We start from the raw sequence: 26,298 nt of genomic DNA on the forward strand, positions 1-26,298 counted from the left end.
AATAATAATGGTGGTGGTAACCAGGCTGATGTGATGCATTGCGTAACGTTCTCGTAGAGCGAAAAATTATCTGCCCTATTAGTTAGGGCAATCGCCCTGCTAAGTCAACGGATTTCTTCATTCCTCCCTCCACTTTACGCCGGTGACGGCGGATAAAGTCACTATGGAAAAACAAAAAACCCAAACAATGATTCAGAAAAAGCGGCCAGTCGTGATGATTCGCCAGAGAATCCTCATTTTCCCTGATCTTCTGCCGATAGCGCTTTTTCCACATCATGCAGCAGCCTATGCAGCATAGCGCTGTCACGTTGCTCCAGTAATCCGAGCCGCTGTTGCAGCCAGTCGCGCAGTTTTTCGTCCTGCTGCGCGCCGACCCGAACCAGCAAACGCGCAAACCGCTCGCGCAACGCCGCCAGTTGTCCGGACTCAGCCTGCGTCGGCTCGGCCGCGGTCACCTGCATCAACGACGCTAGTTGATAACAATACACCATCACCGCCTGCCCCAGATTCAATGACGGATAATCCGCCGCCATCGGCACGCCGGTCAGGATGTCCGCCAGCGCCAGTTCCTCATTGGTCAGCCCGGAATCTTCGCGGCCAAACACCAGCGCTGCAGAACTGACCCATTGCCGCTTTTCCTCCAGCACGCTCAGCAACTGCGCTGGCTCACAGTAGTAATGAAAACGGGCGCGGCTGCGGGCGGTGGTCGCTACCGTGAACTCAACATCCGCCAGCGCGTCGGCCAGCGTCGGGAAAACGTCGACCCCATCAAGAATATCGCCGGAGCCATGCGCCACCCAACGCGCCGCCGGCTCAAGATGCGCAGTGCTGTCGACAATCCGCAACCGGCCAAACCCCATGGTTTTCATGGCGCGCGCCGCCGCACCGACGTTTTCGGCCCGGGCGGGCGCCACCAAAATGATATAAAACTGCACACAACCTCCCAGCACGCACCTGGCAGGTGCGCTGACGAATAAAATGTAGCGATGATTTACGCTGGAAAATAAGTCCCTACCGGGATTTGACGCATCCCGCCAGATGGCCTGAAATCGTAGCCGCATTGACGCGCCGCCGAATGACGCGACGGAAATGGAAACGCTTCAGCTATCAGCATTTATTATGCCGTGGTGAATATAAAAATGTTAAATTGTGATAGATAGCGGTATTCGTGGTGCGTTTTCCACAAATTGCTAACGTGCTACAATGAAATTTGATATATGTCAATGGAACCGTAGATTTGCCAGTCGGCGAAATCAGTGCTCACTGTTATGTTGCTGTTAATAAGGTTAAACTGTGCGCCACAATAGGCTCTGTTGCAAAACCTCATCGCCACCTGTTATCAGGCTCGCGTCGGGTGGAAACAAGTGCTTCAAAACGTATTTACGTACTTGAGTCAGTCGGCGAAAAAACGGTGAACACGATTTCCCAAAGCGCCCGAGAGAACCAGGACTTCTGTACTTTCGAATCTCTATATTAGTTGGCAATTTTAGGTAGCAAACATGCAGACCCCCCACATTCTTATTGTCGAAGACGAGTTGGTAACTCGTAACACCCTCAAAAGCATTTTTGAGGCCGAGGGATACGTTGTTCACGAAGCCACCGACGGCGCCGAGATGCATAACATCCTGTCCGAACATGACATCAATCTGGTCATTATGGATATTAACCTGCCGGGCAAAAATGGCTTGTTGCTGGCGCGTGAACTGCGCGAGCAGGCAAGCGTGGCGTTGATGTTCCTGACCGGGCGCGATAACGAAGTCGACAAGATTCTAGGCCTGGAAATCGGCGCAGACGACTACATCACCAAGCCGTTCAACCCGCGTGAACTGACCATCCGCGCACGCAATCTGCTGTCCCGCACCATGAATCTGGGCGGCGGCACCGAAGAGCGTCGTCTGGTGGAAAGCTACCGCTTCAATGGTTGGGAGCTGGATATCAACAGTCGTTCGCTGGTCAGCCCGAACGGCGAGCAGTACAAACTGCCGCGCAGCGAATTCCGCGCTATGCTGCACTTCTGCGAGAACCCGGGAAAAATCCAGTCCCGCGCCGAACTGCTGAAGAAAATGACCGGCCGCGAGCTGAAGCCGCATGACCGTACGGTAGACGTCACCATCCGCCGTATCCGCAAACATTTCGAATCCACTGCCGATACGCCGGAAATCATCGCCACCATTCACGGCGAAGGTTATCGCTTCTGCGGCGATCTGGAAGACTGATTCCCGGCGCGGTCATCACGCGCCAATATCCAATATGTAGAAAGCCGGGTCTGCCCCGGCTTTTTTATTTCTGAGATGTTGTTTATTTCCGGGATAGATCGCCGTTACTTGCTCCAGGGCAGAATCGGCACCGCGCTGAGCGCGTTTTTCGGCGACCCTTCCACTATACGATCGGAATAGGTCAGGTAAACCAGCGCATTGCGTTTTGCATCGTAAAAACGCACCACCTGCAGTTTCTTGAAAATCAGCGACGTGCGCTGCTGAAACACCACGCTGCCTTTTCCCTTGCTGCTGGTGATCTTATCGCTCAGGGTAATCGGCCCCACTTGCTGACAGGAAATGGCGGCATCCGATGTATCCTCCGCCAGGCCAAGCCCCCCTTTGATGCCGCCGGTTTTAGCTCTGCTCAGATAACAGGTCACGTTTGCCACATCCGGATCGTCAAACGCTTCCACGATGATTTTGTGGTCTGGTCCCAGCAGCTTAAAGACCGTATCCACCGATCCGATTTCCTCAGCCCAGACTGACGTTGCACCGCAGAGCAGGACCGCAGCCATCAACACAATTCGTCTTTTCATCATTGCCTTTCTCTCACTTTGTCGCCGCCATGGCGTAGTTTCTGTGGTTCAAAGACCGTTTGTCGGATAGATTTCTTTAGCAGCCTATGTTAATCAGATTCTTTATTCATCAGGCACAAAAATCTTGGTAAGTGCCCCAGGGAAAAAGTTGCTATTATGCCGGGCTTATACGCTTAGCTCTCGGTGTGTTCTATGAGGACGATCTATGGATCAAGCCAGTATCATACGTGACCTGCTCAACTGGCTGGAGGGTCATCTTGACCAGCCTTTATCGCTGGATAATGTCGCAGCCAAGGCCGGCTATTCCAAGTGGCATTTGCAGAGAATGTTCAAGGACGTAACGGGTCATGCCATCGGTTCATACATTCGTGCCCGTCGGCTCACCAAAGCGGCTGTCGCACTGTGTCTGACCAGTCGCCCGATTCTTGATATCGCCTTGCAGTACCGTTTCGATTCACAACAGACGTTCACCCGGGCGTTCAAAAAGCAGTTTGCCCAGACGCCGGCATCCTATCGTCGGGCGGATGACTGGAATACTTTCGGTATCCACCCACCGATTCGTCTCGGCGCTTTTACCATGCCGCAACCGCACTTCGTCACCTTGCCGGAAACGCAGTTGGTTGGTCTGACCCAGAGCTATACCTGTAATCTGGAGCAAATTACCTGTTTTCGTACCGAAATACGCGTCCATTTCTGGCGGCAGTATTTGGGAGAAGTGAAACAGGTCCCGCCGGTGCTGTACGGTCTGCATCATTCTCGCCCAAGCAAGGAGAAGGATGATGAACATGAAGTGCTGTATACCACCGCGCTGGAACCACACCATGTTCCGGAGGGCGTGCATCCCGGCGAACCGGTGGTATTACCGAGCGGCGACTATGCCATGTTTATTTATGAAGGCCCGGCGGATGATTTGCAGGATTTCATCATCACCCTCTACGACACCTGCCTGCCGACTTATAAACTGACACGCCGCAAAGGTTTTGATGCTGAACGCTTTTACCCCAAAGGCCACAAAGAAGCTGAACCGCCCAAAATCATCCGCTGCGAATACCTGATTCCAATTCAGCGTTAACGCTGCAATTCATCCAACGCCGGAGCGTCAAGATGGGAGACGTCTCCGGCGGTTTCTACTATCCATCCAGGCGCCAGCCAGGGGCTCTGTTGATAATCAACACGAGACAATGAACAGTTGCGCAGCCGCAAGCGGCGCTCCGCCCAGGCCGGTAATCCCAACAACGTACTCAGCAGGCAGCCCAGCGCAATACCGTGACTCACCAGCAGTGGGCGGCTGCCTTCCGGCAACGCCAGGCACTTTGCCAGCACGCTCTGCATACGCAGAGCCAATTCCGACATGGACTCGCCGTTGGGGATACGGCCATCGCGGGTGCCATCCACCAACTGTTTACGCCAGCGCTCTTCTTCAAGGCTCAGCGAATCAATCAGCCTTTCCTCCAGCACGCCCATGTTCAGCTCTCTCAAAGCCGGCTCCATGATCACCGGGCAGTCGCCGCAAGCCTGCGAGATAATGTCGGCAGTGCGGCGGGTCCGCCCCAGATCGCTGGTAAAAATATGGGTAATCCCCAGTTTCCTGACCCTTGCAGCAACCAGCCGGGCCTGATGCTCGCCACCCGAGGTCAGCGGACTGTCCGACTGCCCCTGAATGCGTCGCGCCACGTTCCACTCTGTTTCACCATGGCGAACAAGATATACCTGTAACATGATTTTTTTCCGTTATACTGCGTCAAATTAACTACAAGGTAGGGAAACATTATGTACCATGTTGTCGCTTCTACGACCAACCCGGCCAAGATTAACGCCATCACTTTAGCATTTGCCGACGTTTTTGGTGTGGATAATTGCCGCATCGAAGGGGTTGATGTAGATAGTGGAGTTCCCAGTCAACCGTTAGGTTCCGTCGAAACCCGAACGGGCGCCAGGAATCGGGTGATGAGAGCGCGGCAGGTCCGTCCGGAAGCTGATTTCTGGGTAGGCGTGGAAGCCGGCATTGAAGAAAGCATGACGTTCGCCTGGATGGTGATTGAAAATGCAGTCATCCGCGGCGAATCCCGTTCAGCCAGTCTGGTATTGCCGGAAAGCATTCTGCAGGGAATTGGCGAAGGCCGCGAACTGGGTGATGAAATGGCCCGTCTGACCGGCATTCAGGATATCAAACGTCAGGGTGGCGCGATTGGCGTATTCACGGATGGCAAACTGTCCAGAACCAGCGTGTATTATCAGGCGTTGCTGCTGGCGCTAGTGCCGTTTCATAATCCGGTTTATCAGCACCCGATTCATGCGCCGTCCGTTTGATTGCTTCCCGAACGCTAGCCCTTCTTCTCCGGTAGCAATTGCTCCTCCAGCCAGACTTTCAGCCTGGCCGGGGCGGATTTGAGGCTGTTGGAACCTCGGGTGATGGTCGCAATGCCCGCACCCAACTCATTTTTCAGCTCACGCTGGCTCATCTCGCCGCGCATCAATTCCTGAATAATACGTACCCGAGTTCCCAGCGCGGTTCGCTCATCCGGCGTTAACAGCAGTTGCAGCAGCGGTTGCTCCAGCCCTTCCGCCATCGCCTGTTGGAACAGGCTGACAAACGCCTGCCAGTTTTCATCGTCTTGTTCGGAAAATACCGGATCATGAAGTGAAGGTGATGTCATAACGGCCGCCATACTATTTAACTAGTACATCAGCATAACATACTCTTCATGATGAAAAAAAGCGTAACAAATAGGATAAACGCCCGCCTTAACGAGACGGGCGTGAGGTAACGACTGCCAGCATGATGAGACTTTTCTTCACCTGCGTAAGGCGGGGAATGCGTATATCGTGCAATCCCCGCTAACGGTCAGTAACGCCGCTGCCACTCGTTGTCCATCAGCAACGTCGTCGGGCGCTGTTGCATCAGGCTACGGTAGAAAACGTCGTAGGCCAGTACATTTTTGACGTATCCCCGCGTCTCGGAAAACGGAATACTTTCCACAAACGCGATGGCGTCGATCCGACCGTCGCTGTCTTTCAACCAGTTACTCACCCGCGATGGCCCGGCGTTGTAGGCAGCGGATGCCAGAATGCGGTTCTGACCGAACGATTGATAAACATAATCCAGATAGCTGGTGCCAAGCTGGATATTCATCTGCGGATCCAGTAACTGACTGCTGTTGGTATAGCTGGCGATATTAAACATTTCGGCAGTGTGCTGCGCGGTGGCGGGCATCAGTTGCATCAGGCCGGCCGCCCCCACGGCGGAATGCGCTTGCGGGTTCCAGGCGCTTTCCTGACGGGCAATCGCCATGGCATAACTCTGGCTGATGCCCTTACCTTGCGTCGCCCGGCGGAAATCGTCATTCCATGCCAGCGGGAAGCGTTCCTCCAGATTGTCCCAGAGTTTCGCCACAATCGTGGCCTGAACACTCAGGTCATACCAATGCTGTTCGAACGCAAGACGCGCCAGCGCTTCCTGCTGCGGACGATCCCGGCTAGCCACTAGTCCCGCCCATTCGGAACGAGCCAGACTTTCCAGTCCCCAGAACATCAGCTCGCGTACCCGCGCCACTTCCGGTAACTGCCCAATCGAGCGCTCCGGTTTGGCGGCAATCATAATGGTCAGCGGATAGTTCACATTGAGCTTCTGCGCGGCGGCCATCGGGTAAAAACCGCGAATCGTCATCAATTCGCGCAGTTGGTTCTCACCTTCCTGCTTTTGCCCTTGTTCGATCAGCAGTATCGCTCGCCAGTAGCGCCACTCATCCTTTTGCTGCACGTCGGCCGGCAAGCGCGCCATCCACTGCTTCAGCCCGGGCCGATCCCCCTGACCCAACGCCATACGGACGCGTCGTTCCAGCAGCGGCGCCGAGGCGCTGCGCAGAATTACGGCATCACGCCAGAGCGCCTGCTCCTCGGTGGTATCGCTGCCCATCAGACGCCAGGCGATGTCATCTTCCATGCTCTGGCGTTCCTGCGGGCGCATTTTCTGCAGGCGAATCAACTGCGGCAGCAATGCCCGCGCCTCATCCGGATCCTGACGGGCAATGCGGCTGAACGCCGATAATACCGCTCTCCGGGTAAAATCCGTCGGGCCGACAGAGCGGGCGAAGCGCTCGATCGTTTTAGGATTGCTTTGCAATCTCAGCAACGCATCGGTGATGGTCTTGTAATCTGCCGGCAATTGTCTGGAAAGATGATTCACCAGACCTGCGCTGCCCGCATCCATCGCCAGTCGCATCCGTTCAAGAACCATTAACGACGTCAATCCGCCTTGCTGCTGCCAGGCAGAGAATAGCTTGTCACAGGTCGGCGGCAATGAACGACCGGTCAGCCAGATTTCGCGGGTCTGCTCCCAGACGCCTTGCGGTTGCCCCACCATGACTTTGGCATACAGATAGTTGCAGAGAGAGGCGACCGGCTTGGGTTGCTCCGGGCTGAACACCAGCAGCCCATTCCAGTCCTGACGACGAGCCAGTTCATTGATAAAGCTGTTATTGAGCGTACGCACCGCAGGCAGTGTCGGGTGCGAAGCCATAAACTGTTTGACCTGCGCCTCGCTGACCGTCGATAAATCCTGCGTCAGCGCTCGGTATTCCAGATAAGGGTAAAGCGGGTAATCACGTAGCGTCGGCATTAATTGGGAAACCACATCCATCTGGTTATTATCCCACGCGGACTTTATTTGCTGATAACGCTGCCGCTGCTCATCCAGAGAATCCGCCAACGCCTGGCACGATACCCCAATGAGACACAGTGCGGCGGCCACATATCGCCAATACCCTAATTTGAACATAACTGCCCTGACCTCACTCGTTATCGTTTCCGCCATTACCGCCGAACGCCGTCATTAATGTTCACGGCCATCGTTCATACCCGTGACGGCTGCATTGCATTGACTAACGTTGGTTTTTTCAAACTAAATCAGTGTGGCATATCCTGCCCGGCAACGATACGCCGAAAGCAGCTTAAAACAGAACGAAATTCGCAGCGTTAACATCCTTTTACCAGAGCGCCCGCAGTTTCGGCTGATATTCGTCCCAATGGTTCCATCATGGGTGGAAGCTACCTCGCAGAGTCAACAACACGATGACGGGATGGCTGGGATCATGCGGCGAAAACAGCTAAACTCCGTCAACAGTAAATTCCTTTTGCCGGCGGGGCGTCAGCGCGCTTCCGGTATCATGCCCCTACAGGCGCCATGCTTTAATGGCATAACGCTAAACTGGACAGAAAGAGGCTCAGAGCAACGTGGCTCAATACGTTTACACCATGCACCGCGTCGGCAAGGTTGTTCCGCCGAAGCGTCATATCCTGAAAAATATTTCCCTCAGTTTTTTCCCGGGCGCCAAAATCGGCGTGCTGGGTCTGAACGGGGCGGGTAAATCCACCCTGCTGCGCATCATGGCGGGGATTGATAAAGACATCGAAGGCGAAGCCCGCCCACAGCCGGGGATCAAAATCGGCTATCTGCCTCAGGAACCCCAGTTAAATCTGGAACATACCGTCCGTGAAGCGGTTGAAGAGGCTGTCAGCGAAGTGAAACGCGCACTGACCCGTCTGGACGAAGTCTATGCCGCCTATGCCGACCCGGATGCCGACTTCGACAAGCTGGCGAAAGAACAGGGCGAGCTGGAATCGATTATTCAGGCCCACGACGGCCACAACCTTGATAACCAGCTTGAGCGGGCCGCCGATGCGCTGCGCCTGCCGCCGTGGGAAGCGAAAATCGCCAACCTCTCCGGGGGCGAACGCCGTCGCGTCGCAATCTGCCGCCTGTTGCTGGAAAAACCGGACATGCTGCTGCTCGACGAACCCACCAACCACCTGGATGCGGAATCGGTCGCCTGGCTGGAGCGTTTCCTGCACGACTACGAAGGCACCGTAGTTGCCATCACCCATGACCGTTACTTCCTCGATAACGTTGCCGGCTGGATTCTGGAGCTGGACCGCGGCGAAGGGATTCCGTGGGAAGGCAACTACTCGTCCTGGCTGGAACAGAAAGACCAGCGTCTGGCACAGGAAGCCTCCACCGAAGCCGCTCGTCGCAAATCCATCGAGAAAGAGCTGGAGTGGGTGCGTCAGAATCCGAAAGGCCGTCAGGCCAAAGGCAAAGCGCGTCTGGCTCGTTTCGACGAACTCAACAGCGTCGAATACCAGAAACGCAACGAAACCAGCGAACTGTTCATTCCGCCTGGCCCGCGCCTTGGCGACAAAGTGCTGGAAGTGCAGAACCTCACCAAATCCTACGGTGACCGGGTGCTGATTGATAACCTGTCGTTCGCCATCCCGAAAGGCTCCATCGTCGGGATTATCGGCCCCAACGGCGCCGGTAAATCGACCCTGTTCCGTATGTTGTCCGCTCAGGAACAACCGGACTCCGGCACGATCTCGCTGGGCGAAACGGTGCAACTGGCGTCGGTGGATCAGTTCCGCGACAAGATGGACGGCAGCAAGACCGTATGGGAAGAAGTCTCCGGCGGTCAGGACATCATGCGTATCGGCAATTTCGAGATTCCGAGCCGCGCCTATGTCGGCCGTTTCAACTTCAAAGGCGTCGATCAGGGCAAACGTATCGGGGAACTCTCCGGCGGCGAACGTGGTCGCGTACACCTGGCAAAACTACTGCAGGTTGGCGGCAACATGCTGCTGCTTGACGAACCGACCAACGACCTGGATATCGAAACCCTGCGCGCGCTGGAAAACGCCCTGCTGGAATTCCCCGGTTGCGCCATGGTGATTTCCCATGACCGCTGGTTCCTGGACCGTATCGCCACCCACATCATCGACTATCAGGATGAAGGTAAGGTGGAATTCTTTGAAGGCAACTTCACAGAATACGAAGAGTACAAGAAACGTACTCTGGGTGCGGAAGCGCTGGAGCCGCATCGTATCAAGTACAAGAAAATGGCGTGACAGTCCGTCTGCCACCTGTCACGGTCAAGACGCCGTGACAGCAAAAGCCCGCCAACCGGCGGGCTTTATCATTGTCAGCGTTAAACCACCTCCTGAGAGGTGGTAACTGTTTTGACCATTTTCATTCGATCGCATTTGATTCCATCAGATGTGTGGCCTGCTGATGACCGCCACACATCACTGCAATCAGAACGTTTCCCAGTTCTGGTCGTTACGGCCTGATCTGCCCGCACCAAGAGCGGCTACCGCCGGCACCGGCTGAGCGACCGGCCGGGATGGCAACGAGGCGCGGACCGGCTCGTTTTCCTTGTGGTGTCTCAGCTTGAAGACCGCCACCGCCTGAGTCAAACGTTCAGCCTGTGATTCCAGCGAGACGGCGGCGGCCGAAGCCTCCTGCACCAGCGCGGCATTCTGCTGGGTTGTGCCTTCCATCTCCAGCACGGCCTGATTCACCTGACCGATGCCCCGGCTTTGCTCATCAGACGCTGAAGCAATTTCCCCCATGATATCCGTCACGCTGACTACCGCTTTCACAATCTCTTCCATCGTACTCCCGGCTCTGGCAACCAGTTCCGAACCGGTATCCACCAGCCTGCCGGATTCGCCAATCAGAGATTCGATTTCTTTCGCCGCCTGCGCACTACGTTGCGCCAGACTACGCACCTCTCCGGCAACCACCGCGAAGCCCCGGCCCTGCTCGCCAGCGCGTGCAGCCTCTACGGCGGCGTTCAGCGCCAGAATGTTGGTCTGGAAAGCAATGCTATTGATAACACTGGTGATTTCAGAGATTTTCTTCGAGCTGGACGAAATATCCCCCATCGTCTTCACCACATCCTGAACGATATTGCCGCCCTGCTCCGCCTTACCGGAGGCGTTGCGCGCCAGCTGGCTGGCATGGTTGGCGTTATCCGAGTTCTGTTTCACCGTGGAGGTCAACTCTTCCATGCTGGCCGCCGTCTGCTCCAGCGCCGCCGCCTGCTGTTCCGTGCGGGAAGAAAGATCGACGTTGCCGGCGCTGATTTCGGAAGCGCCCTGATAAATAGAGTCAGCGCCTTCACGAACCACCGTCACGGTGTTGGTCAACGACTCCTGCATATGCTGCAGGTTTTGGCCCAGAATACCGATTTCGTTACGCCCCAGATTTTCGGCCGGCTGCGTCAGGTCACCCTGCGCAATTTTCTGGATACGGGTAATCAGCACATTGACCGGCACCAGAATCGCCCGGCGGATCACCAGATAAGTCAACGCTGCCAGCAGAATAGACAGAATGAACGACACGCCCATCAGGATATTCCCCAGACGAGCATTATCAGAAGCCAGCGTATTAATATTGTTCGCATGGTCCGTCAGGTATTTCACTTCCTTTCGTACCTGCACGGCATAACTGGTATCCAGCTGGCGCGCCAGCGAGGTTTCCAGCTCAATGGTGCTTTCGAATTCGCCGTTACGCACAAACTCCACCATCGGCACCATTACTTTGTCCCGATAGGCGGTGTAATTGGTGGTCAGGTCAGCATCCAGCGCCTTCTCTTCATCCGACTTATCGGTGCGAGCCATATAGTCATCAAAGCGTTTCTGAGAGCTTTTGATGCGTTCCATGCCTTCATTGAAAGCCTGATTGTAGGAATCCTTATCACCAATACGCGATGCGGCTACAGCCTGCACCAGCAACTGGCGGGAAACACGGAAATTGTCCATGCTGCTGCTGATCCCGGCACGGATCTCGGACACCAGATTAGCCCGCCCCAGAGAGGCATTACTCTGTTTGAGAAAATAACTGGCAGTACCAATTGAGAGGGCAAACAGAATCAGAATAATAGTTAACAGCGTGATAAAGAGCGTCACAAGACGAATGTTATTTATGGAAGAGATATTCCCTTTTTGTTCTGCCATTCCGATTTCTCACTTTCACTACAGGATGCTGATCACTTCCGCCGCGTCAACAGCAGAAGCACGTATAGCTTTGCGCCATTCACTCTTTCCTGACAAACACCGACCACTGCACGTAAGCGCCTAAAAAGGCAACAGACGTCACACAGGAGCAGGAAAACAAAACAACATTTTAATTTAATTGCATTGTTGTTTCTTTAAAAAAGAAAAACCGTGATGACTGTAGCATGCTCTGCTGATAAGTGGTCAACAGAAACGGTCAGGTTCCTTTTTCTGGCCGAGTTATTCATGCGTGGCAGGGACATAAACCGGAAAAACCGCGTTTGCAGCCAGAAGATGCAAGATTTGAAGCTATGAAGTTATTAAGGTTTCACGGTTTCAAACCGCTGAGGTTTAAAACCACCAGGTTTGAAGCCATTAAGGCAAGCAATAACGTTCTCTGACGAGGCGGACGGGCAGCGTGTAATCACGCGTGATCAAATCTCCGGCTCCGTGGAGAACGAGATACAGCTTAACGAGCAGAATAATCACACAATGCCTCAAAACTCAGGGCAAAATCAATAAAGCAGTTCAGGGCGGGCGAATTCAGTTTGCGTCCGGGATAAATCAGATACAGATCGTTGGTATCCGCCCGCCACCCAGGCAACAGGCAGACCAGCTCGCCACGGTCCAACTGCTCTCGGCACAGGAACTCCGGCAACAACGTAATGCCGCCGCCGGCCAGCGCGCAGGCTCGGGCATACAGCAAATTATCGGTAATATGCGACTGCGGCAGCCGCCAGAGGAAATACTCCGCTTCATGGTGAAATCCCCACTCCGGCCAGGCTCGATGTGCAATACACCGGTGCGACTGCAATTCACGCGGATGCGCGATCGGCGCGGAGCCAGCCAGATACCCGGCCGACGCGACCAGATAATGCGGAACCCGCCCCAGCGAGCGGCCAATCAGCGAAGAATCCTGCGGCTTGCCGGTGCGCAGCGCGGCGTCAAACCCTTCCTCCACCAGATCGATTACCCGGTCGGCAACAATGATATCCAGCGAGACCGCCGGAAAGCGCGACTGAAACTCCGCGGTCAGGCGCGCCAGCAGGGTGGCCCCCAAGCCGGCCGGACTGGTGATCCGCAAACGCCCGCTGGGGTTATCGCGCAAATGCTGCATCGCCATCTCGGCGCGTTCGCTGGCTTGCCGCATCTCCCGGCAATGCACCAGATAGCGTTCGCCGGCAAAAGTCAGGTTGAGCTTGCGGGTGGTGCGGTTAAACAGCCGTAGCCCCAGCGACTGCTCCAACTGGCTGATGCGCAGGCTAAGGCTCGACTTGGCCATGCCCGCCTGTCTGGCGGCTTCGGTAAAACTGCCGCATTCCGCCACCAGCGTAAATAGCGCCATATCCTGTAATTGTTTGAACATAATTGTTCTTCATAGCCGAACACTTCGTTAGTAATTGTCCATCTTATCAGCACTATCGACAGGTTCTACACTGTTATGCAGTCCAACACGTAACAATGGAAAAACGCATCATGACAGTAAAAGCAATAGCCGTTGACCCCAGACAACCCGAGAACTTCGTAGAAATCACCGCCGAATTACCGCAACCCGGCGAGCACGACCTGCTGGTAGCCGTAAAAGCGGTATCGGTTAACCCGGTAGATACCAAAGTTCATGCCGGGTTGCGTCGGGACGGCCTGCAACATCCGCGCATTCTTGGGTGGGACGCCAGCGGCGTGGTGATCAAAGCCGGCTCAGCGGTAAGCGGTTTTCAACCTGGGGACGAAGTCTGGTATGCGGGCGATATCACCCGCCCCGGCAGCAACAGCACGCACCAACTGGTCGATGCGCGTATAGCCGCGCATAAACCCGCCACGCTGGACTGGGCTGAAGCAGCCGCCCTGCCGTTGACGGCCCTAACCGCCTGGGAAGGATTATTCGAGCATCTGAAAATTCAGGACGCGGCTAAAGGTAAAACGCTGCTGATTATCGGCGGCGCCGGCGGCGTCGGTTCGCTGGCTATTTCTCTGGCGGCGCAGCGCAGCGAAGCGACGATCATTGCTACCGCTTCCCGTCCCGACTCCGCACAATGGTGCCGCGACCGGGGCGCGCATCTGGTAGTGGATTATCGCCATCTGGTGGATGAATTGAAAAAGCAGAATATTGAGCAGGTCGATTACATTTTCTGCCTGAATGACACCGACGGCCATTGGGATGCCATCAGCCGGTTAATCGCACCGATGGGGCACATCTGCACCATCGTGGAAAACACCCGGCCGTTGGACCAGAACCAACTTAAGCTGAAAAGCGCGGCGCTGCACTGGGAATTCATGTTTACCCGCAGCATGTTCACTACGCCGGACATCGCGCGTCAGGGAGAAATCCTGCGCGAGGTGGCGCAACGGGTGGATAGCGGCGAATTGCAGGGCACCCTCAGTCAGACGTTTAACGGACTGACGACGACAACGCTGAAACAAGCGCACGATGCCGTACTGGCCGGTCATATGCGCGGCAAGGTCGTGATCACGCTGTAGCGCCAAACCAGCGTAAAAAAAGCCAGCCCGGTGGGCTGGCTTCCTCATCAAGCCGAATTATCGGTTACAACCGGCCGGCACTCGCACTTAGTACAGCAAACGGGCGCGAATGGTGCCAGGGATGGATTTCATCAGTTGCAGCGCGGTGTCGGCGCCGTCGGTTTCCACATCGATAACCACATAACCGATTTCCGGGCTGGTCTGCAGATACTGCGCCGCAATGTTGATGCCCTGCTCGGCAAAAATGTGGTTAATCTGCGTCATGATACCCGGGCGGTTTTCATGAATGTGCAGCAGACGGCTGGCGCGGTCGCTGTGCGTCGGCAGCGACACTTCCGGGAAGTTGACGGCAGACAACGTGGAGCCATTGTCGGAATACTTCACCAGCTTACCGGCGACTTCATCACCAATGTTCTCCTGTGCTTCTTCAGTAGAGCCGCCGATGTGCGGCGTCAGAAGCACGTTATCGAACTCGCACAGCGGCGACAGGAACGGATCGCTATTGGTCGCCGGTTCCTGCGGGAACACGTCGATAGCCGCGCCGGAGAGGTGCTTGCTGGCAAGCGCATTGCTCAGCGCCGGAATGTCCACCACGGTGCCGCGCGATGCGTTGATCAGGATAGAACCCGGCTTCATCAGCGCCAGTTCCTCGGCGCCGATCATATTCTGGGTGCTGTCGGTTTCCGGCACATGCAGGCTGACCACATCGCTCATGTTCAGCAGATCGGACAAATGACGTACCTGTTGGGCGTTGCCCAGCGGCAATTTGCTTTCGATATCGTAGAAATAAACGTGCATCCCCAGGCTTTCGGCCAGAATACCCAGTTGGGTACCGATGTGACCGTAACCAATAATGCCCAGTTTCTTACCACGCGCTTCAAAGCAGCCAACCGCCTGTTTGTGCCAGATACCACGGTGAGCTTTGGCGTTGGCGGTCGGAATGCCGCGCAGCAGCAGCAGCAATTCGCCGATCACCAGTTCGGCCACGGAACGGGTATTGGAAAAAGGCGCGTTGAAGACCGGAATACCGCGTTTGGTCGCGGCCGGCAGTTCAACCTGATTGGTGCCGATGCAGAAACAACCAACGGCCACCAGTTTCTCGGCAGCGGCGAAAACCTCTTCCGTCAGATGCGTGCGCGATCGAATCCCCACAAAGTGCGCATCGCGAATCGATGCTTTCAGCGCTTCCGGGTCAAGCGCCCCCTTATGGTATTCAATATTGGTGTAACCTGCAGCGCGCAGATTCTCCAGCGCATTCGGGTGTACACCCTCCAGCAGCAGAAACTTAATCTTGTCTTTTTCCAGTGATACCTTTGCCATTTCCCGACCTTATTTTCAGACTTCAGATATGACGGTTTGCAAACCGGTCTCTGCAAACATAACAAAAAATACGCAAGCGGCAATACAAACGATTGCCTGCCCATTTTTTCGCGCCACCTCGCTCAGACGGTTTCATGGCAAAAAATACTGCCAACCACCAGCCGGACCACACAGGGATGATGCGAAATAAGAAAAACTGATATTAAGTACCAAAAATGAGCCGTTAAGAATAGCCGGATTTTTTAGATAAAAAAATCCGGCCGCCGTTAGCGTCACCGGATGTGGGCAAGAAACAACAACGAGTTATTTCAGGCGAACCGTTTTCACCCCGTCGGATGAGCCTACCAGCGCGACATCCGCGCCGCGATTGGCGAACAATCCTACCGTCACCACGCCGGCCAGCCCATTGATACGGTTTTCCATCGCCACCGCATCGGACAGATCCATGTTATGCACATCCAGAATGATGTTGCCGTTGTCGGTAATCACCCCGTCGCGGTATACCGGCTGCCCGCCCAGCTTGACCAGTTCGCGGGCCACGTAGGCGCGCGCCATCGGGATCACTTCCACCGGCAGCGGAAAACGTCCCAGCACATCCACCTGTTTGGACGCATCGACAATACACACAAACTGACGAGCGATCGCCGCCACGATTTTTTCCCGGGTCAGCGCCGCGCCGCCGCCCTTGATCATCTGCATGTGCGGGTTGATTTCATCCGCGCCATCCACGTAGACATCGAGCACATCGACGTCATTGCAGTCAAAGACCGGGATACCCAAACTTTTAAGCTTGGCGGTGGAAGCGTCCGAGCTGGAAACTGCGCCTTCGATCTGATGCTTGATCGAACCCAGCGCATCAATAAAGTGGGCGGCGGTGGAGCCGGTGCCCACGCCAACAATAGTACCGGGGCGAACATAGTCGAGTGCGGCCCAGCCAACGGCTTTTTTCAGTTCATCCTGCGTCATGGTGTGCTTGTGCCTGTAGCTACGAAAACGTGTGCGTATTATAGGGCATGGCATGCTCAAAAGCAGAGGCTTGTACCCTGAGCGCGGCAATATTTCAGTCTTCGCGCGCAGAGTCAGGCGATTTTTTTCGGCGGTGCATCACAAAAATGTGGCATATTGCCGAAATGGTTTTTACGCAAAGGAATCTTCACCTTCATGAAACGCCCGGACTATCGCACCCTTCAGGCGCTGGACGCCGTGATCCGTGAGCGAGGCTTTGAACGCGCCGCACAAAAACTCTGTATTACACAGTCCGCCGTCTCGCAGCGCATCAAACAGCTGGAGAACCTATTCGGCCAGCCGCTGCTGGTGAGAACGATTCCGCCGCGTCCGACCGAGCAAGGGCAGAAGCTACTGGCGCTGTTGCATCAGGTGGAATTGCTGGAAGAAGAGTGGCTGGGCAACGAAAATAGCAGCGAAACGCCGCTGTTGCTGTCGCTGGCGGTCAACGCCGACAGCCTGGCGACCTGGCTGCTGCCCGCGCTGCAACCGGTGCTGGTGGATTCGCCGATCCGGCTGAATCTGCAGGTGGAAGATGAAACCCGCACCCAGGAGCGCCTGCGCCGGGGTGAAGTGGTGGGCGCGGTGAGTATTCAGCCTCAGCCGTTGCCAAGCTGTCTGGTGGATAAACTGGGCGCGCTGGACTACCTGTTCGTCGCGTCGCCGGGATTCGCCAACCGTTACTTCCCGAACGGCGTGACCCGCTCCGCGTTGCTGCGCGCGCCGGTGGTGGCGTTCGACCATCTGGATGACATGCATCAGGCGTTTTTGCAGCAGAACTTCGATCTGCCGCCCGGCAGCGTACCCTGCCACATCGTTAACTCGTCCGAAGCCTTCGTTCAGCTCGCTCGTCAGGGCACCACCTGCTGTATGATCCCCCATTTGCAAATCGAGAGAGAACTGGCCAATGGCGAGCTGATCGACCTGACGCCGGGACTGTTCCAGCGCCGCATGCTGTACTGGCATCGTTTTGCACCGGAAAGCCGGATGATGCGGCAGGTCACCGACGCCCTGCTCACGCATGGGCGTCAGGTTCTGCGCCAGTCCTGACGTTAAAAACCGCAGCCCTATTCAGTCTATTTTAGGGCTGCGCCGCGCCCGGCTCAGGGGGCGCGTTGCAGTTCAAACACCACATCCACCTGATCGTCAAAGTGAATAGTCTGTTGTTCGTAGGTCTGAGAGACTTCGCTTTGCGCCACCATGTCGGCCGTTTTAAACATGCGGGCGACCGGCACCGGCTGATAATTGGCGACGTGATAGCGGATGCTGTAAACAGGCCCCAGCGCGGCGTTAAACCCGCTAGCCAGCGACTGCGCCTGCTGCGTTGCCTGTTCTATCGCTTTTTTGCGCGCCTGCTCGCGGTAGGCGTCCGGATTGGCGACGCCCAGATCCACCGCCCGAATCTCGTTAAGACCGGACTTGAGCGCGCCGTCCAGCAGTTCGTTGAGTTTGTCCAACTGGCGTAATGTCACCTCCACCTGGCGCACCGCCCGGTAGCCTTTCAGCACCGAACCGCCGTTTTTCAGGTAGTCGTACTCCGGCTGCGTGCGCAGGTTGGCGGCGTTAATATCTTTTTTATCGATACCGCTTTTATCAAGAAAAGCAAAATATTGCGCGACCCGCTCATCCACCTGCTTTTTGGCGTCGGCCACATCCTTGGATGAAACGCTGACTTCTATCGCCAGCCGGGCGATATCCGGCGTCGCATCGACGCTGGCGGTGCCGGAAGTCACGATGTGCGGCCCGCTGGGTAATTCATTGCCGGCCTGAACCGTCATCGACGACAGACCAATACCAAGCAGAGTGGTCAGTGCCAGAACTTTCAGCTTCACGTTATCCCCTTTGCATGTGAGTGAATGACAAAGCCTACCGCGGGCAGGCTCCATTCAATATAGGCGAATGTCCGAATACCGGTTAAGAATGACGTAACCGGATGAAAACCGAACGAAGACGCTTACGCCGACGGCGTAAAGCCCAGCTCGTGGGAAATGTTCCGGGCGGTTTCCTGCAACGGCGCGACCAGCGCATCAATGCCAATCTGCTGCAAACGCGCCATCGACAGCGAAATGGAAACGGCATAAACCACCCGGTGCTGAATATCAAACACCGGCGCGGAAATACAGGAGACGCCCAGTTCATTCTCTTCCCGATCCATTGCCAGCCCCTGGCGACGAATCTCCGCCAGTTCCCGCTCCATGTCGGGTAGTTCGATGATGGTATTGTCGGTCAGCGGACGAATGCTGTCCTGATGGGTATGCCAGTATTCGGCCGGGTAGTCATCTGCGCCATAGGCCATGAAAATCTTGCCCATCGCCGAACTGTGCAGAGACATATGCTGGCCGATATAAGCACGGGTACGCATCATGCCGGTGGTGGGTTCCAGCTTGTAAATCAGGATGGCGTGGTCGTCTTCACGGGTTGAAAAATTGACGGTCTCGCCCACCGTCAGGTTGAGTTCTTCAAGGTGCGGCGCCGCCACGTGCAACACATTCAGCGACGAAAGCGCCTTCTGCCCGATAGCGATGAACTTGGTGGTCAGACGATAGCTGCCCGGCTGCCGTGCCGGCGCGACATAACCGCACCCGGCCAGCCCTTGCAACAAACGGTGGACGGTGCTTTTGTTCATGCCGGACAACTCGGCAATCCGCGCCAGCGGGCACCCGTTGGGGTAATCGCTCAGTATTTCGATCAACTGCAAACCGCGAAACAGGCTTTGGCTACCCAGCGGCTTTTCCGCCTTCCCCTCTTCATCAATGCTATGTTCATTTATCACGTCTGATCTTCCTCATCATAACGCCCGTCAGGACATCAACCTCTGACGGGACGGGGACCATCATGAAACAGCATTTTATGTGATGCAATAGAGGAAACCGCCTCCGCACCGTCATCAGGTGCCGACCGGAGGCGTGTTGTTACAGCGTAGGCGCGCCCTGGGAGCCCGTCTGCGCCGAAGAAGCGGTCTGATGCAGGTGCACGTCCATCTGCGGGTAGGGAATACCGATACGGTGTTCATCCAACGCGCGTTTGAAGCTTTCCAGCAGGTCCCAGTACACCGCCGCCGCATCGCCGTTGGTGGTCCATACCCGCACGACGAAATTGAGCGAGGAAGCGCCCATTTCATTTAAACGAATGGTGACGCCCTTATCCTGCTGGATGCGCGTATCCGCCGCCACAATGTCGCCCAGCACCTTTTTCACCACATCGATATCCGCGTCATACGCCACGCCGACAATAATTTCGGTGCGGCGATCCGGCTCACGGGAACTGTTGGTGATATTGCCGGCGATAATCTTGCCGTTCGGCACCACGATGACTTTACCGTCGGCGGTCAGCAGCGTGGTGGAGAAAATCTGCACCTGCGTCACCGTACCGGCGACTCCGCCCAGATCCACCGATTCGCCGGTACGAAACGGCCGGAACACCACCAGCAGCACCCCGGCGGCAAAGTTCGACAGCGAGCCTTGCAACGCCAGACCGACCGCCAGGCCGGCGGCGCCCAGTACGGCAATGACCGATGCGGTCTGCACCCCGACCCGGCTTAACGCCGCGATCAACGTAAAAGCGATGATACCGTAGCGCACCAGCGCGGACAGAAAATCCGCCACCGTGACGTCGATGCCGCGAGCCACCATCAGCCGGTTTATCGTGTTCGACATAATGCGGGCGATAAGCATCCCGATGCACAGGATCACCAGCGAAGCGACAATATTTACCGCGTACTGCAGCAAGATATGTTGGTTGTTTACCAGCCATGACTGCAGGCGACCCATGCTTTCGGCTACGTTGAGTTCTTCCATCTGTTCGCTCCTGTTAGCGTTATTAGCGTCATCTGTGCGCAGATAAAATTAAGGCTCCCGTAGGAGCCTTAGTCAAACCATACTGAGAAAATTACAGCACGTCGATCGCGTTCAGTTCTTTAAACGCTTTTTCCAGACGAGCTACCATGCTCGCCTGACCGGCACGCAGCCAGACACGCGGGTCATAGTATTTCTTGTTCGGCTTGTCGCTGCCTTCCGGGTTGCCCAGCTGGCCCTGCAGATAGCCTTCGTTTTTCTTGTAGTAGTTCAGGATGCCTTCCCAGGTCGCCCACTGGGTGTCGGTGTCGATGTTCATCTTCACCACACCGTAGCTGACCGCTTCGGCGATTTCTTCCGCAGAAGAACCGGAACCGCCGTGGAATACGAAATCCAGGCTGTTGTGCGGCAGGTTGAATTTTTTGGACACGAATTCCTGAGAGTTGCGCAGGATTTTCGGCGTCAGCTGAACGTTACCCGGCTTGTACACGCCGTGTACGTTGCCGAAGGACGCCGCGATGGTGAAACGCGGGCTGATGGCGTTCAGTTTTTCGTAGGCGTAAGCCACGTCTTCCGGCTGGGTATACAGCGCGGAGTTGTCCAGATGGCTGTTGTCCACGCCGTCTTCTTCGCCGCCGGTGCAACCCAGTTCGATTTCCAGCGTCATGTCCAGTTTGGCCATACGCGCCAGATACTTGCTGCAAATCTCGATGTTTTCTTCCAGAGATTCTTCAGACAGGTCGATCATGTGGGAAGAGAACAGCGGTTTACCCGTGGCGGCATAGTGCTTCTCGCCGGCGTCCAGCAGGCCGTCCAGCCACGGCAGCAGTTTCTTCGCGCAATGGTCAGTGTGCAGAATCACCGGCACGCCATAATGCTCAGCCAACTGATGTACATGGTGAGCGCCAGAAATCGCACCCAGAATTGCCGCCTGCTGACCTTCAGCTTTCAAACCTTTACCAGCGGTAAATACAGCGCCGCCGTTGGAGAACTGAACGATTACCGGCGCGCGCACTTTGGCTGCGGCTTCCAGAACGGCGTTAATAGAGTCGGTACCGACACAGTTAACCGCCGGCAATGCAAAGTGGTTTTCTTTGGCAATTGCGAATACTTTCTGAACGTCATCACCCGTGATGACACCAGGTTTTACGAAATCAAAGATTTTAGACATGTCACGTGTCCTGTTTCGTTGGCCGTGGAGGGTTAGAGATTTGTCTGTTGCTACTTACCGACATAACCGCGATTGTGCCGGCATCATTACGCTTTACTGCACGATTTACTTGCTGGTTGCCCGGCCGCTGACCGGGCAACCGGAAGCGGGCGTGTTTCCCGCTTCGGATAACGGATTAAAACCGCTTACTGACGAGCGCGCTCTTCCAGCATTACCACCGCCGGCAGTTTTTTACCTTCCACGAACTCCAGGAAAGCGCCGCCACCGGTAGAAATATAGGAGATCTTGTCGGCAATGCCGAACAGATCGATCGCCGCCAGCGTATCGCCGCCGCCAGCGATGGAGAACGCGTCGCTGTTGGCGATGGCATTGGCGATGATTTCCGTACCTTTACGGAAGTTCGGGAATTCGAATACGCCGACCGGGCCATTCCACAGAATAGTTTTGGCGTTTTTCAGAATTTCAGCCAGACGCTCTGCGGACACATCGCCCAGGTCCAGAATCTGTTCATCATCTTTAATGGCGGCAACGGATTTCAATGTCGCCGTGGCAGTTTCGGAGAATTCCGTAGCAACGCGAACGTCGCTCGGTACCGGAATATCACAGGTTTCCAGCAGTTTCTTCGCTTCCGGAATCAGTTCTGCTTCATACAGCGATTTACCGACGTTATGGCCCTGAGCGGCCACGAAGGTATTGGCGATACCGCCGCCGACGATCAGCTGGTCAGCGATTTTGGACAGCGAGTCCAGCACGGTCAGTTTAGTGGAAACTTTAGAACCGCCCACGATAGCGACCATCGGACGGGCCGGGTTGCCCAGCGCTTTGCCCAGCGCTTCCAGTTCGTCGGACAGCAGCGGACCGGCACAGGCGATCGGCGCGAATTTGCCCACGCCGTGGGTAGAAGCCTGGGCGCGGTGCGCGGTACCGAACGCATCCATCACGAACACGTCGCACAGCGCGGCGTATTTTTTGGACAGGACTTCGTCGTCTTTCTTCTCGCCTTTGTTGAAGCGGACGTTTTCCAGCACAACCAGTTCGCCTTCCGCTACGTCAACGCCGTCCAGGTAGTCTTTCGCCAGACGCACCGGTGAAGACAGGCGATCTTTCAGGTAGTTCACGACCGGCAGCAGGGAGAATTCTTCGTTGTACTCACCTTCGGTCGGACGGCCCAGGTGGGATGTCACCATCACGCGGGCACCCTGCTTCAGGGCGATTTCAATGGTCGGCAGGGAAGCGCGGATACGGGCGTCAGACGTCACTTTGCCATCTTTAACCGGCACGTTCAGATCCGCACGGATCAGCACGCGTTTGCCAGCCAGATCCAGGTCGGTCATCTTAATTACAGCCATGGTGAATCCTCTTGTTGATTCTCTTTAAAGTTGCTTGAGTGAGGCGTCGGTCTCCCGGCGCCGCCTATCAGAAACCGCAGGCCGCCATCGCCCGAGTTGTATCCAACATCCGGTTGGCAAAGCCCCATTCGTTATCGCACCAGACCAGCGTCTTGATCAGATGCCCTCCGCTGACCCGGGTTTGCGTTCCATCCACAATCGCGCTATGCGGGTCATGGTTGAAATCCACGGAAACCAACGGCAAATCGGTATAGTCAACTATACCACGAAATGTATTCTGCGCTGATTGACGAAACAGCGTATTGATTTCACTTACGTTTACCGCGTTTTTCACACTGACGCTCAGGTCAATGGCCGTCACATTGATGGTCGGCACCCGCACCGAAATCGCCTCAAAACGGTCTTCAAATTTCGGAAAGAAACGGGTAATGCCCACCGCCAGTTTGGTGTCCACCGGGATGATCGACTGGCTGGCCGCACGGGTGCGCCTCAGGTCATGGTGATAAGCGTCAATCACCGGCTGGTCGTTCATCGATGCATGGATCGTGGTGACGGTGCCGCTCTCGATGCCGTACGCATCGTCCAGCAGCTTGATAATCGGAATAATACAGTTGGTGGTGCAGGACGCGTTGGACACCAGACGGTGAACCGGCTGCAAATCCGGATGGTTGACGCCGTACACGATGGTGGCGTCGAGATCCGGCGCGCCGGGGTGGGAGAACAACACTTTCTTCGCCCCCGCCGTCAGATGGGCTTCGCCATCGGCGCGACTGCCATATACCCCGCTGCAATCCAGCACGATATCGACGCCAAGCTCCCCCCACGGCAGGGAACGAAGGTCCGGCTCATGCAACAGGCGGATAGTGTCATCCCCTACCGACAAACGATCGCATTCCTGACGCACATCCCACGAAAAGCGGCCATGACTGCTGTCGTATTTAAGCAGGTGGGCAATCCCTTCGGCGTTGGCCAGTTCGTTAATCGCCACTACCGCAATCTCGGCCCGCCGACCGGACTCATACAACGCGCGCAGTACGCTACGACCTATGCGACCAAAACCGTTTATCGCAATACGGATTGTCATGAAATTCCCTGTGTAGTGATAAAAGCATCGCGCATCATAGAATAATCAGTACGTCGTCAGGAATAAACCGCTTGTTGCGCGCGGTGGGCTGCGAACCGGATCCGATTGGGATCCCGACGGCCAAATGCTGTCACACCAACAACTGAAACGCTTCAGCTAGCATAAACGAATTGCCGGTCAAAGGAAATATGGCGACAGGGTGGATGCCAGAAGAGTGATCTGCGTCAAAAAATTACCGCACGGTTTGCTACCAAAAAGCTGACGGGATCAAAAAAGGCCGGGAGACGATCCCGGCCTTGCATGAGAGGCTAACAAAGCGATGTGCTTATTTCAGCAATGCTTTCGCCTTCGCAACCACGTTGTCGGTGGTGAAGCCAAATACGTCGAACAGTTTTTCTGCCGGCGCGGATTCGCCAAAGCTTTCCATACCGACAATCGCGCCATTCAGACCGACATATTTGTACCAGTAGTCAGCGATGCCGGCTTCGATCGCCACACGGGCAGCCACAGCAGACGGCAGTACCGCTTCACGGTAGGCCGCATCCTGTTTGTCGAACGCATCGGTAGACGGCATGGACACCACGCGCGCCTTAACGCCTTCGTCGGTCAGTTTCTGCCAGGCGGCAACCGCCAGTTCCACTTCAGAACCGGTCGCGATCAGAATCAGCTGCGGCTGGCCGCCGCTGTCTTTCAGCACATAGGCGCCTTTGGCGACGTCCGCCAACTGCTGAGCGGTACGATCCTGCTGCGCCAGGTTCTGACGAGACAGGATCAGCGCCGTCGGGCCGTCTTTGCGCTCAATGGCGTATTTCCAGGCCACCGCGGTTTCTACCTGATCCGCCGGGCGCCAGGTGCTCATGTTCGGCGTCACGCGCAGGCTGGCTAGCTGTTCCACCGGCTGGTGGGTCGGGCCGTCTTCGCCCAGACCGATAGAGTCGTGGGTGTAGACATAGATGCTGCGCACTTTCATCAGCGCCGCCATACGCACCGCGTTACGGGCATATTCAACGAACATCAGGAAGGTCGCGGTGTACGGCACGAAGCCGCCGTGCAGCGAGATACCGTTGGCGATAGCGGTCATGCCGAATTCGCGCACGCCGTAGTGGATGTAGTTGCCCGCCGGGTCTTCATTCAACGCTTTGGAACCGGACCAAATGGTCAGGTTGCTCGGCGCCAGGTCGGCGGAACCGCCCAGGAATTCCGGCAACAGCTTGCCATAGGCTTCCAGCGCGTTTTGCGAGGCTTTACGGCTGGCGATCTTGGCCGGATTGGCCTGCAGTTGTTCGATCACCTTAGCCGACTCCGCCTGCCAGCTAGCCGGCAGTTCGCCGCTAACGCGACGGGTGAATTCGGCAGCCAGTTCCGGATAAGCGCTGGCGTAAGCGTTGAACGCCTGTTGCCAGGCCGCTTCTTTGCTCTGACCGGCTTGGCGGGCATCCCAGGCGGCGTAGATATCAGCCGGGATTTCAAACGGACCGTATTTCCAGCCCAGCTGTTCGCGGGTGGCGGCCACTTCGGCGTCGCCCAGCGGCGCACCGTGGGAATCGTGGGTGCCGGCCTTGTTCGGCGAACCGAAACCGATCACGGTCTTGCACAGCAGCAGCGACGGTTTGTCGGTCACGCTCTGCGCTTCTTTGATGGCGCGCTGGATAGCGTCGGCGTCGTGGCCGTCAACACCGCGCACCACATGCCAGCCGTAGGATTCGAAACGGGCGGCGGTGTCATCGGTAAACCAGCCTTCGATGTGGCCGTCGATGGAAATGCCGTTGTCATCGTAGAAGGCGACCAGTTTGCCCAGTTTCAGGGTCCCGGCCAGCGAACAGACTTCATGGGAAATCCCTTCCATCATGCAACCGTCACCCAGGAACACATAGGTGTGGTGGTCAACGATGTCATGACCCGGACGGTTGAACTGCGCCGCCAGCGTGCGCTCGGCAATCGCCATACCGACTGCGTTGGCGATCCCCTGGCCCAACGGGCCGGTGGTGGTTTCCACGCCCGGCGTATAACCCACTTCCGGGTGACCCGGCGTTCTGGAGTGCAGCTGACGGAAGTTTTTCAGTTCTTCAATCGGCAGATCGTAACCGGTCAGGTGCAGCAGGCTGTAGATCAGCATGGATGCGTGGCCGTTGGACAGCACGAAGCGGTCACGGTTGGCCCAGTGCGGGTTGGCCGGATTGTGGTTCAAATGGTCACGCCACAGGACTTCGGCGATATCCGCCATACCCATCGGTGCGCCCGGATGACCAGATTTGGCCTTCTGCACGCCATCCATACTCAACGCACGGATAGCATTGGCAAGTTCTTTACGAGAGGACATGCTTTACTCCAGATCGGATTGAACAGTTGCCTGTCGAACATAAAACATATTAATCAATGTGTTAGCTCAAAAAGGCAAAGAAAAGATATCCACAAATGTACATGAAAACCCAGCCGATTGCACATGGAACAGCAAGCGGAAAAAACGCACGGAT

General features: G+C 56.0%; 22 protein-coding genes and 1 other annotated feature (1 of these 23 running past the window's edge). Of the genes, 6 read left to right on the top strand and 16 right to left on the bottom strand.

What is annotated here, in order from left to right; translation table 11 throughout:
- Nucleotides 1-32 (bottom strand) — a sequence feature (Thr leader region); it reaches 88 nt to the left of the window's first position.
- 201 nt (nucleotides 33-233) lie between these two features.
- Complete coding sequence (locus tag CPA59_RS19550; protein ID WP_038665508.1) at nucleotides 234-935, bottom strand: tRNA/rRNA methyltransferase; 702 nt, start codon at nucleotides 933-935, stop codon at nucleotides 234-236.
- A 564-nt stretch (nucleotides 936-1,499) separates the two neighbouring features.
- On the opposite strand from CPA59_RS19550, the gene arcA reads away from it, so the two are divergent.
- Nucleotides 1,500-2,216, top strand: coding sequence for a two-component system response regulator ArcA (gene arcA / locus CPA59_RS19555; RefSeq protein ID WP_012768295.1), 717 nt, complete (start codon nucleotides 1,500-1,502; stop codon nucleotides 2,214-2,216).
- 104 nt (nucleotides 2,217-2,320) lie between these two features.
- Here the strand turns inward: arcA and creA are convergent, their stop codons facing one another.
- Nucleotides 2,321-2,794 (bottom strand): protein CreA, encoded by a 474-nt coding sequence (gene creA / locus CPA59_RS19560; protein WP_107760495.1) that lies wholly within the window; start codon nucleotides 2,792-2,794, stop codon nucleotides 2,321-2,323.
- Nucleotides 2,795-2,999: 205 nt separating this feature from the next.
- Here creA and robA point away from each other — a divergent pair, with 205 nt between their 5' ends.
- Nucleotides 3,000-3,866 carry an MDR efflux pump AcrAB transcriptional activator RobA gene (gene robA, locus CPA59_RS19565; RefSeq protein ID WP_038920283.1) on the top strand — a complete coding sequence of 289 codons (867 nt, stop codon included), beginning with the start codon at nucleotides 3,000-3,002 and terminating at the stop codon, nucleotides 3,864-3,866.
- Here robA and gpmB read toward each other — a convergent pair.
- A complete protein-coding gene (gpmB, locus tag CPA59_RS19570) occupies nucleotides 3,863-4,513 on the bottom strand; it encodes a 2,3-diphosphoglycerate-dependent phosphoglycerate mutase GpmB (protein ID WP_038920284.1) in 651 nt (216 codons plus the stop codon). The two genes, robA and gpmB, sit on opposite strands and share 4 nt — an antisense overlap.
- 51 nt (nucleotides 4,514-4,564) lie before the next feature.
- Here gpmB and yjjX point away from each other — a divergent pair, with 51 nt between their 5' ends.
- Complete coding sequence (gene yjjX / locus CPA59_RS19575; RefSeq protein WP_038665502.1) at nucleotides 4,565-5,104, top strand: inosine/xanthosine triphosphatase; 540 nt, start codon at nucleotides 4,565-4,567, stop codon at nucleotides 5,102-5,104.
- Nucleotides 5,105-5,118: 14 nt separating this feature from the next.
- Here the strand turns inward: yjjX and trpR are convergent, their stop codons facing one another.
- Both trpR and sltY read right to left on the bottom strand, forming a co-directional pair.
- Nucleotides 5,119-5,451: a trp operon repressor gene (trpR, locus tag CPA59_RS19580; protein ID WP_033567439.1), complete on the bottom strand. Its 333-nt coding sequence runs from the start codon at nucleotides 5,449-5,451 to the stop codon at nucleotides 5,119-5,121.
- 188 nt (nucleotides 5,452-5,639) lie between these two features.
- On the bottom strand, nucleotides 5,640-7,571 hold the full coding sequence (gene sltY, locus CPA59_RS19585) for a murein transglycosylase (RefSeq protein WP_100850177.1): 1,932 nt from the start codon (nucleotides 7,569-7,571) through the stop codon (nucleotides 5,640-5,642).
- A 455-nt stretch (nucleotides 7,572-8,026) separates the two neighbouring features.
- Here sltY and ettA point away from each other — a divergent pair, with 455 nt between their 5' ends.
- On the top strand, nucleotides 8,027-9,691 hold the full coding sequence (gene ettA, locus CPA59_RS19590) for an energy-dependent translational throttle protein EttA (RefSeq protein ID WP_038665495.1): 1,665 nt from the start codon (nucleotides 8,027-8,029) through the stop codon (nucleotides 9,689-9,691).
- A gap of 186 nt (nucleotides 9,692-9,877) precedes the next feature.
- Here ettA and CPA59_RS19595 read toward each other — a convergent pair whose 3' ends face one another.
- Together CPA59_RS19595 and CPA59_RS19600 are read right to left on the bottom strand one after the other, a co-directional pair.
- The gene (locus tag CPA59_RS19595; RefSeq protein ID WP_107760497.1) at nucleotides 9,878-11,584 is read right to left on the bottom strand and encodes a methyl-accepting chemotaxis protein; all 1,707 of its coding nucleotides are present in this window, start codon (nucleotides 11,582-11,584) and stop codon (nucleotides 9,878-9,880) included.
- Nucleotides 11,585-12,092: 508 nt separating this feature from the next.
- On the bottom strand, nucleotides 12,093-12,989 hold the full coding sequence (locus CPA59_RS19600; protein ID WP_038920287.1) for a LysR family transcriptional regulator: 897 nt from the start codon (nucleotides 12,987-12,989) through the stop codon (nucleotides 12,093-12,095).
- Nucleotides 12,990-13,099: 110 nt separating this feature from the next.
- Between CPA59_RS19600 and CPA59_RS19605 the strand changes: the two genes are divergently transcribed.
- A complete protein-coding gene (locus CPA59_RS19605; protein WP_107760903.1) occupies nucleotides 13,100-14,101 on the top strand; it encodes a zinc-binding alcohol dehydrogenase family protein in 1,002 nt (333 codons plus the stop codon).
- Nucleotides 14,102-14,188: 87 nt separating this feature from the next.
- Here CPA59_RS19605 and serA read toward each other — a convergent pair whose 3' ends face one another.
- Entirely contained in the window at nucleotides 14,189-15,421 is a 1,233-nt protein-coding gene (gene serA / locus CPA59_RS19610) for a phosphoglycerate dehydrogenase (protein ID WP_038920288.1), read from the bottom strand.
- Nucleotides 15,422-15,724: 303 nt separating this feature from the next.
- The gene (gene rpiA / locus CPA59_RS19615; protein WP_049854705.1) at nucleotides 15,725-16,387 is read right to left on the bottom strand and encodes a ribose-5-phosphate isomerase RpiA; all 663 of its coding nucleotides are present in this window, start codon (nucleotides 16,385-16,387) and stop codon (nucleotides 15,725-15,727) included.
- A gap of 195 nt (nucleotides 16,388-16,582) precedes the next feature.
- On the opposite strand from rpiA, the gene CPA59_RS19620 reads away from it, so the two are divergent.
- Nucleotides 16,583-17,476 carry a LysR family transcriptional regulator ArgP gene (locus CPA59_RS19620; RefSeq protein WP_038665480.1) on the top strand — a complete coding sequence of 298 codons (894 nt, stop codon included), beginning with the start codon at nucleotides 16,583-16,585 and terminating at the stop codon, nucleotides 17,474-17,476.
- Nucleotides 17,477-17,529: 53 nt separating this feature from the next.
- Here the strand turns inward: CPA59_RS19620 and CPA59_RS19625 are convergent, their stop codons facing one another.
- The 7 genes from CPA59_RS19625 to tkt all read right to left on the bottom strand — a co-directional run bounded on the left by CPA59_RS19625 (nucleotide 17,530) and on the right by tkt (nucleotide 26,144).
- Nucleotides 17,530-18,258, bottom strand: a complete 729-nt coding sequence (locus CPA59_RS19625) for an oxidative stress defense protein (RefSeq protein WP_038920291.1) — start codon at nucleotides 18,256-18,258, stop codon at nucleotides 17,530-17,532.
- Nucleotides 18,259-18,380: 122 nt separating this feature from the next.
- Nucleotides 18,381-19,181, bottom strand: coding sequence for an IclR family transcriptional regulator (locus CPA59_RS19630; protein ID WP_167389581.1), 801 nt, complete (start codon nucleotides 19,179-19,181; stop codon nucleotides 18,381-18,383).
- A 157-nt stretch (nucleotides 19,182-19,338) separates the two neighbouring features.
- Complete coding sequence (mscS, locus tag CPA59_RS19635) at nucleotides 19,339-20,223, bottom strand: small-conductance mechanosensitive channel MscS (RefSeq protein WP_107760499.1); 885 nt, start codon at nucleotides 20,221-20,223, stop codon at nucleotides 19,339-19,341.
- A gap of 91 nt (nucleotides 20,224-20,314) precedes the next feature.
- Nucleotides 20,315-21,391, bottom strand: coding sequence for a class II fructose-bisphosphate aldolase (gene fbaA / locus CPA59_RS19640; RefSeq protein WP_024107364.1), 1,077 nt, complete (start codon nucleotides 21,389-21,391; stop codon nucleotides 20,315-20,317).
- Between the two features lie 185 nt (nucleotides 21,392-21,576).
- The gene (gene pgk, locus CPA59_RS19645) at nucleotides 21,577-22,740 is read right to left on the bottom strand and encodes a phosphoglycerate kinase (RefSeq protein WP_038920293.1); all 1,164 of its coding nucleotides are present in this window, start codon (nucleotides 22,738-22,740) and stop codon (nucleotides 21,577-21,579) included.
- A gap of 67 nt (nucleotides 22,741-22,807) precedes the next feature.
- Nucleotides 22,808-23,824 carry an erythrose-4-phosphate dehydrogenase gene (gene epd, locus CPA59_RS19650; RefSeq protein ID WP_107760501.1) on the bottom strand — a complete coding sequence of 339 codons (1,017 nt, stop codon included), beginning with the start codon at nucleotides 23,822-23,824 and terminating at the stop codon, nucleotides 22,808-22,810.
- Between the two features lie 325 nt (nucleotides 23,825-24,149).
- Nucleotides 24,150-26,144, bottom strand: coding sequence for a transketolase (tkt, locus tag CPA59_RS19655; RefSeq protein ID WP_049854706.1), 1,995 nt, complete (start codon nucleotides 26,142-26,144; stop codon nucleotides 24,150-24,152).
- Nucleotides 26,145-26,298: the final 154 nt, after the last annotated feature.

Origin of the sequence: Dickeya sp. Secpp 1600, from assembly GCF_003049805.1 — a bacterium.
GTDB lineage: Bacteria > Pseudomonadota > Gammaproteobacteria > Enterobacterales > Enterobacteriaceae > Dickeya > Dickeya fangzhongdai.

Excerpts from the sequence above, each read along its gene's own strand:
- CPA59_RS19595 (WP_107760497.1), bottom strand. The coding sequence starts at position 11,584 with ATGGCAGAACAAAAAGGGAATATCTCTTCCATAAATAACATTCGTCTT.
- mscS (WP_107760499.1), bottom strand. The coding sequence starts at position 20,223 with ATGGAAGAACTCAACGTAGCCGAAAGCATGGGTCGCCTGCAGTCATGG.
- CPA59_RS19600 (WP_038920287.1), bottom strand. The coding sequence starts at position 12,989 with ATGTTCAAACAATTACAGGATATGGCGCTATTTACGCTGGTGGCGGAA.
- CPA59_RS19620 (WP_038665480.1), top strand. The coding sequence starts at position 16,583 with ATGAAACGCCCGGACTATCGCACCCTTCAGGCGCTGGACGCCGTGATC.
- rpiA (WP_049854705.1), bottom strand. The coding sequence starts at position 16,387 with ATGACGCAGGATGAACTGAAAAAAGCCGTTGGCTGGGCCGCACTCGAC.
- serA (WP_038920288.1), bottom strand. The coding sequence starts at position 15,421 with ATGGCAAAGGTATCACTGGAAAAAGACAAGATTAAGTTTCTGCTGCTG.
- sltY (WP_100850177.1), bottom strand. The coding sequence starts at position 7,571 with ATGTTCAAATTAGGGTATTGGCGATATGTGGCCGCCGCACTGTGTCTC.
- pgk (WP_038920293.1), bottom strand. The coding sequence starts at position 22,740 with ATGGCTGTAATTAAGATGACCGACCTGGATCTGGCTGGCAAACGCGTG.
- trpR (WP_033567439.1), bottom strand. The coding sequence starts at position 5,451 with ATGACATCACCTTCACTTCATGATCCGGTATTTTCCGAACAAGACGAT.
- yjjX (WP_038665502.1), top strand. The coding sequence starts at position 4,565 with ATGTACCATGTTGTCGCTTCTACGACCAACCCGGCCAAGATTAACGCC.
- tkt (WP_049854706.1), bottom strand. The coding sequence starts at position 26,144 with ATGTCCTCTCGTAAAGAACTTGCCAATGCTATCCGTGCGTTGAGTATG.
- arcA (WP_012768295.1), top strand. The coding sequence starts at position 1,500 with ATGCAGACCCCCCACATTCTTATTGTCGAAGACGAGTTGGTAACTCGT.
- fbaA (WP_024107364.1), bottom strand. The coding sequence starts at position 21,391 with ATGTCTAAAATCTTTGATTTCGTAAAACCTGGTGTCATCACGGGTGAT.
- robA (WP_038920283.1), top strand. The coding sequence starts at position 3,000 with ATGGATCAAGCCAGTATCATACGTGACCTGCTCAACTGGCTGGAGGGT.
- creA (WP_107760495.1), bottom strand. The coding sequence starts at position 2,794 with ATGAAAAGACGAATTGTGTTGATGGCTGCGGTCCTGCTCTGCGGTGCA.
- gpmB (WP_038920284.1), bottom strand. The coding sequence starts at position 4,513 with ATGTTACAGGTATATCTTGTTCGCCATGGTGAAACAGAGTGGAACGTG.
- CPA59_RS19605 (WP_107760903.1), top strand. The coding sequence starts at position 13,100 with ATGACAGTAAAAGCAATAGCCGTTGACCCCAGACAACCCGAGAACTTC.
- epd (WP_107760501.1), bottom strand. The coding sequence starts at position 23,824 with ATGACAATCCGTATTGCGATAAACGGTTTTGGTCGCATAGGTCGTAGC.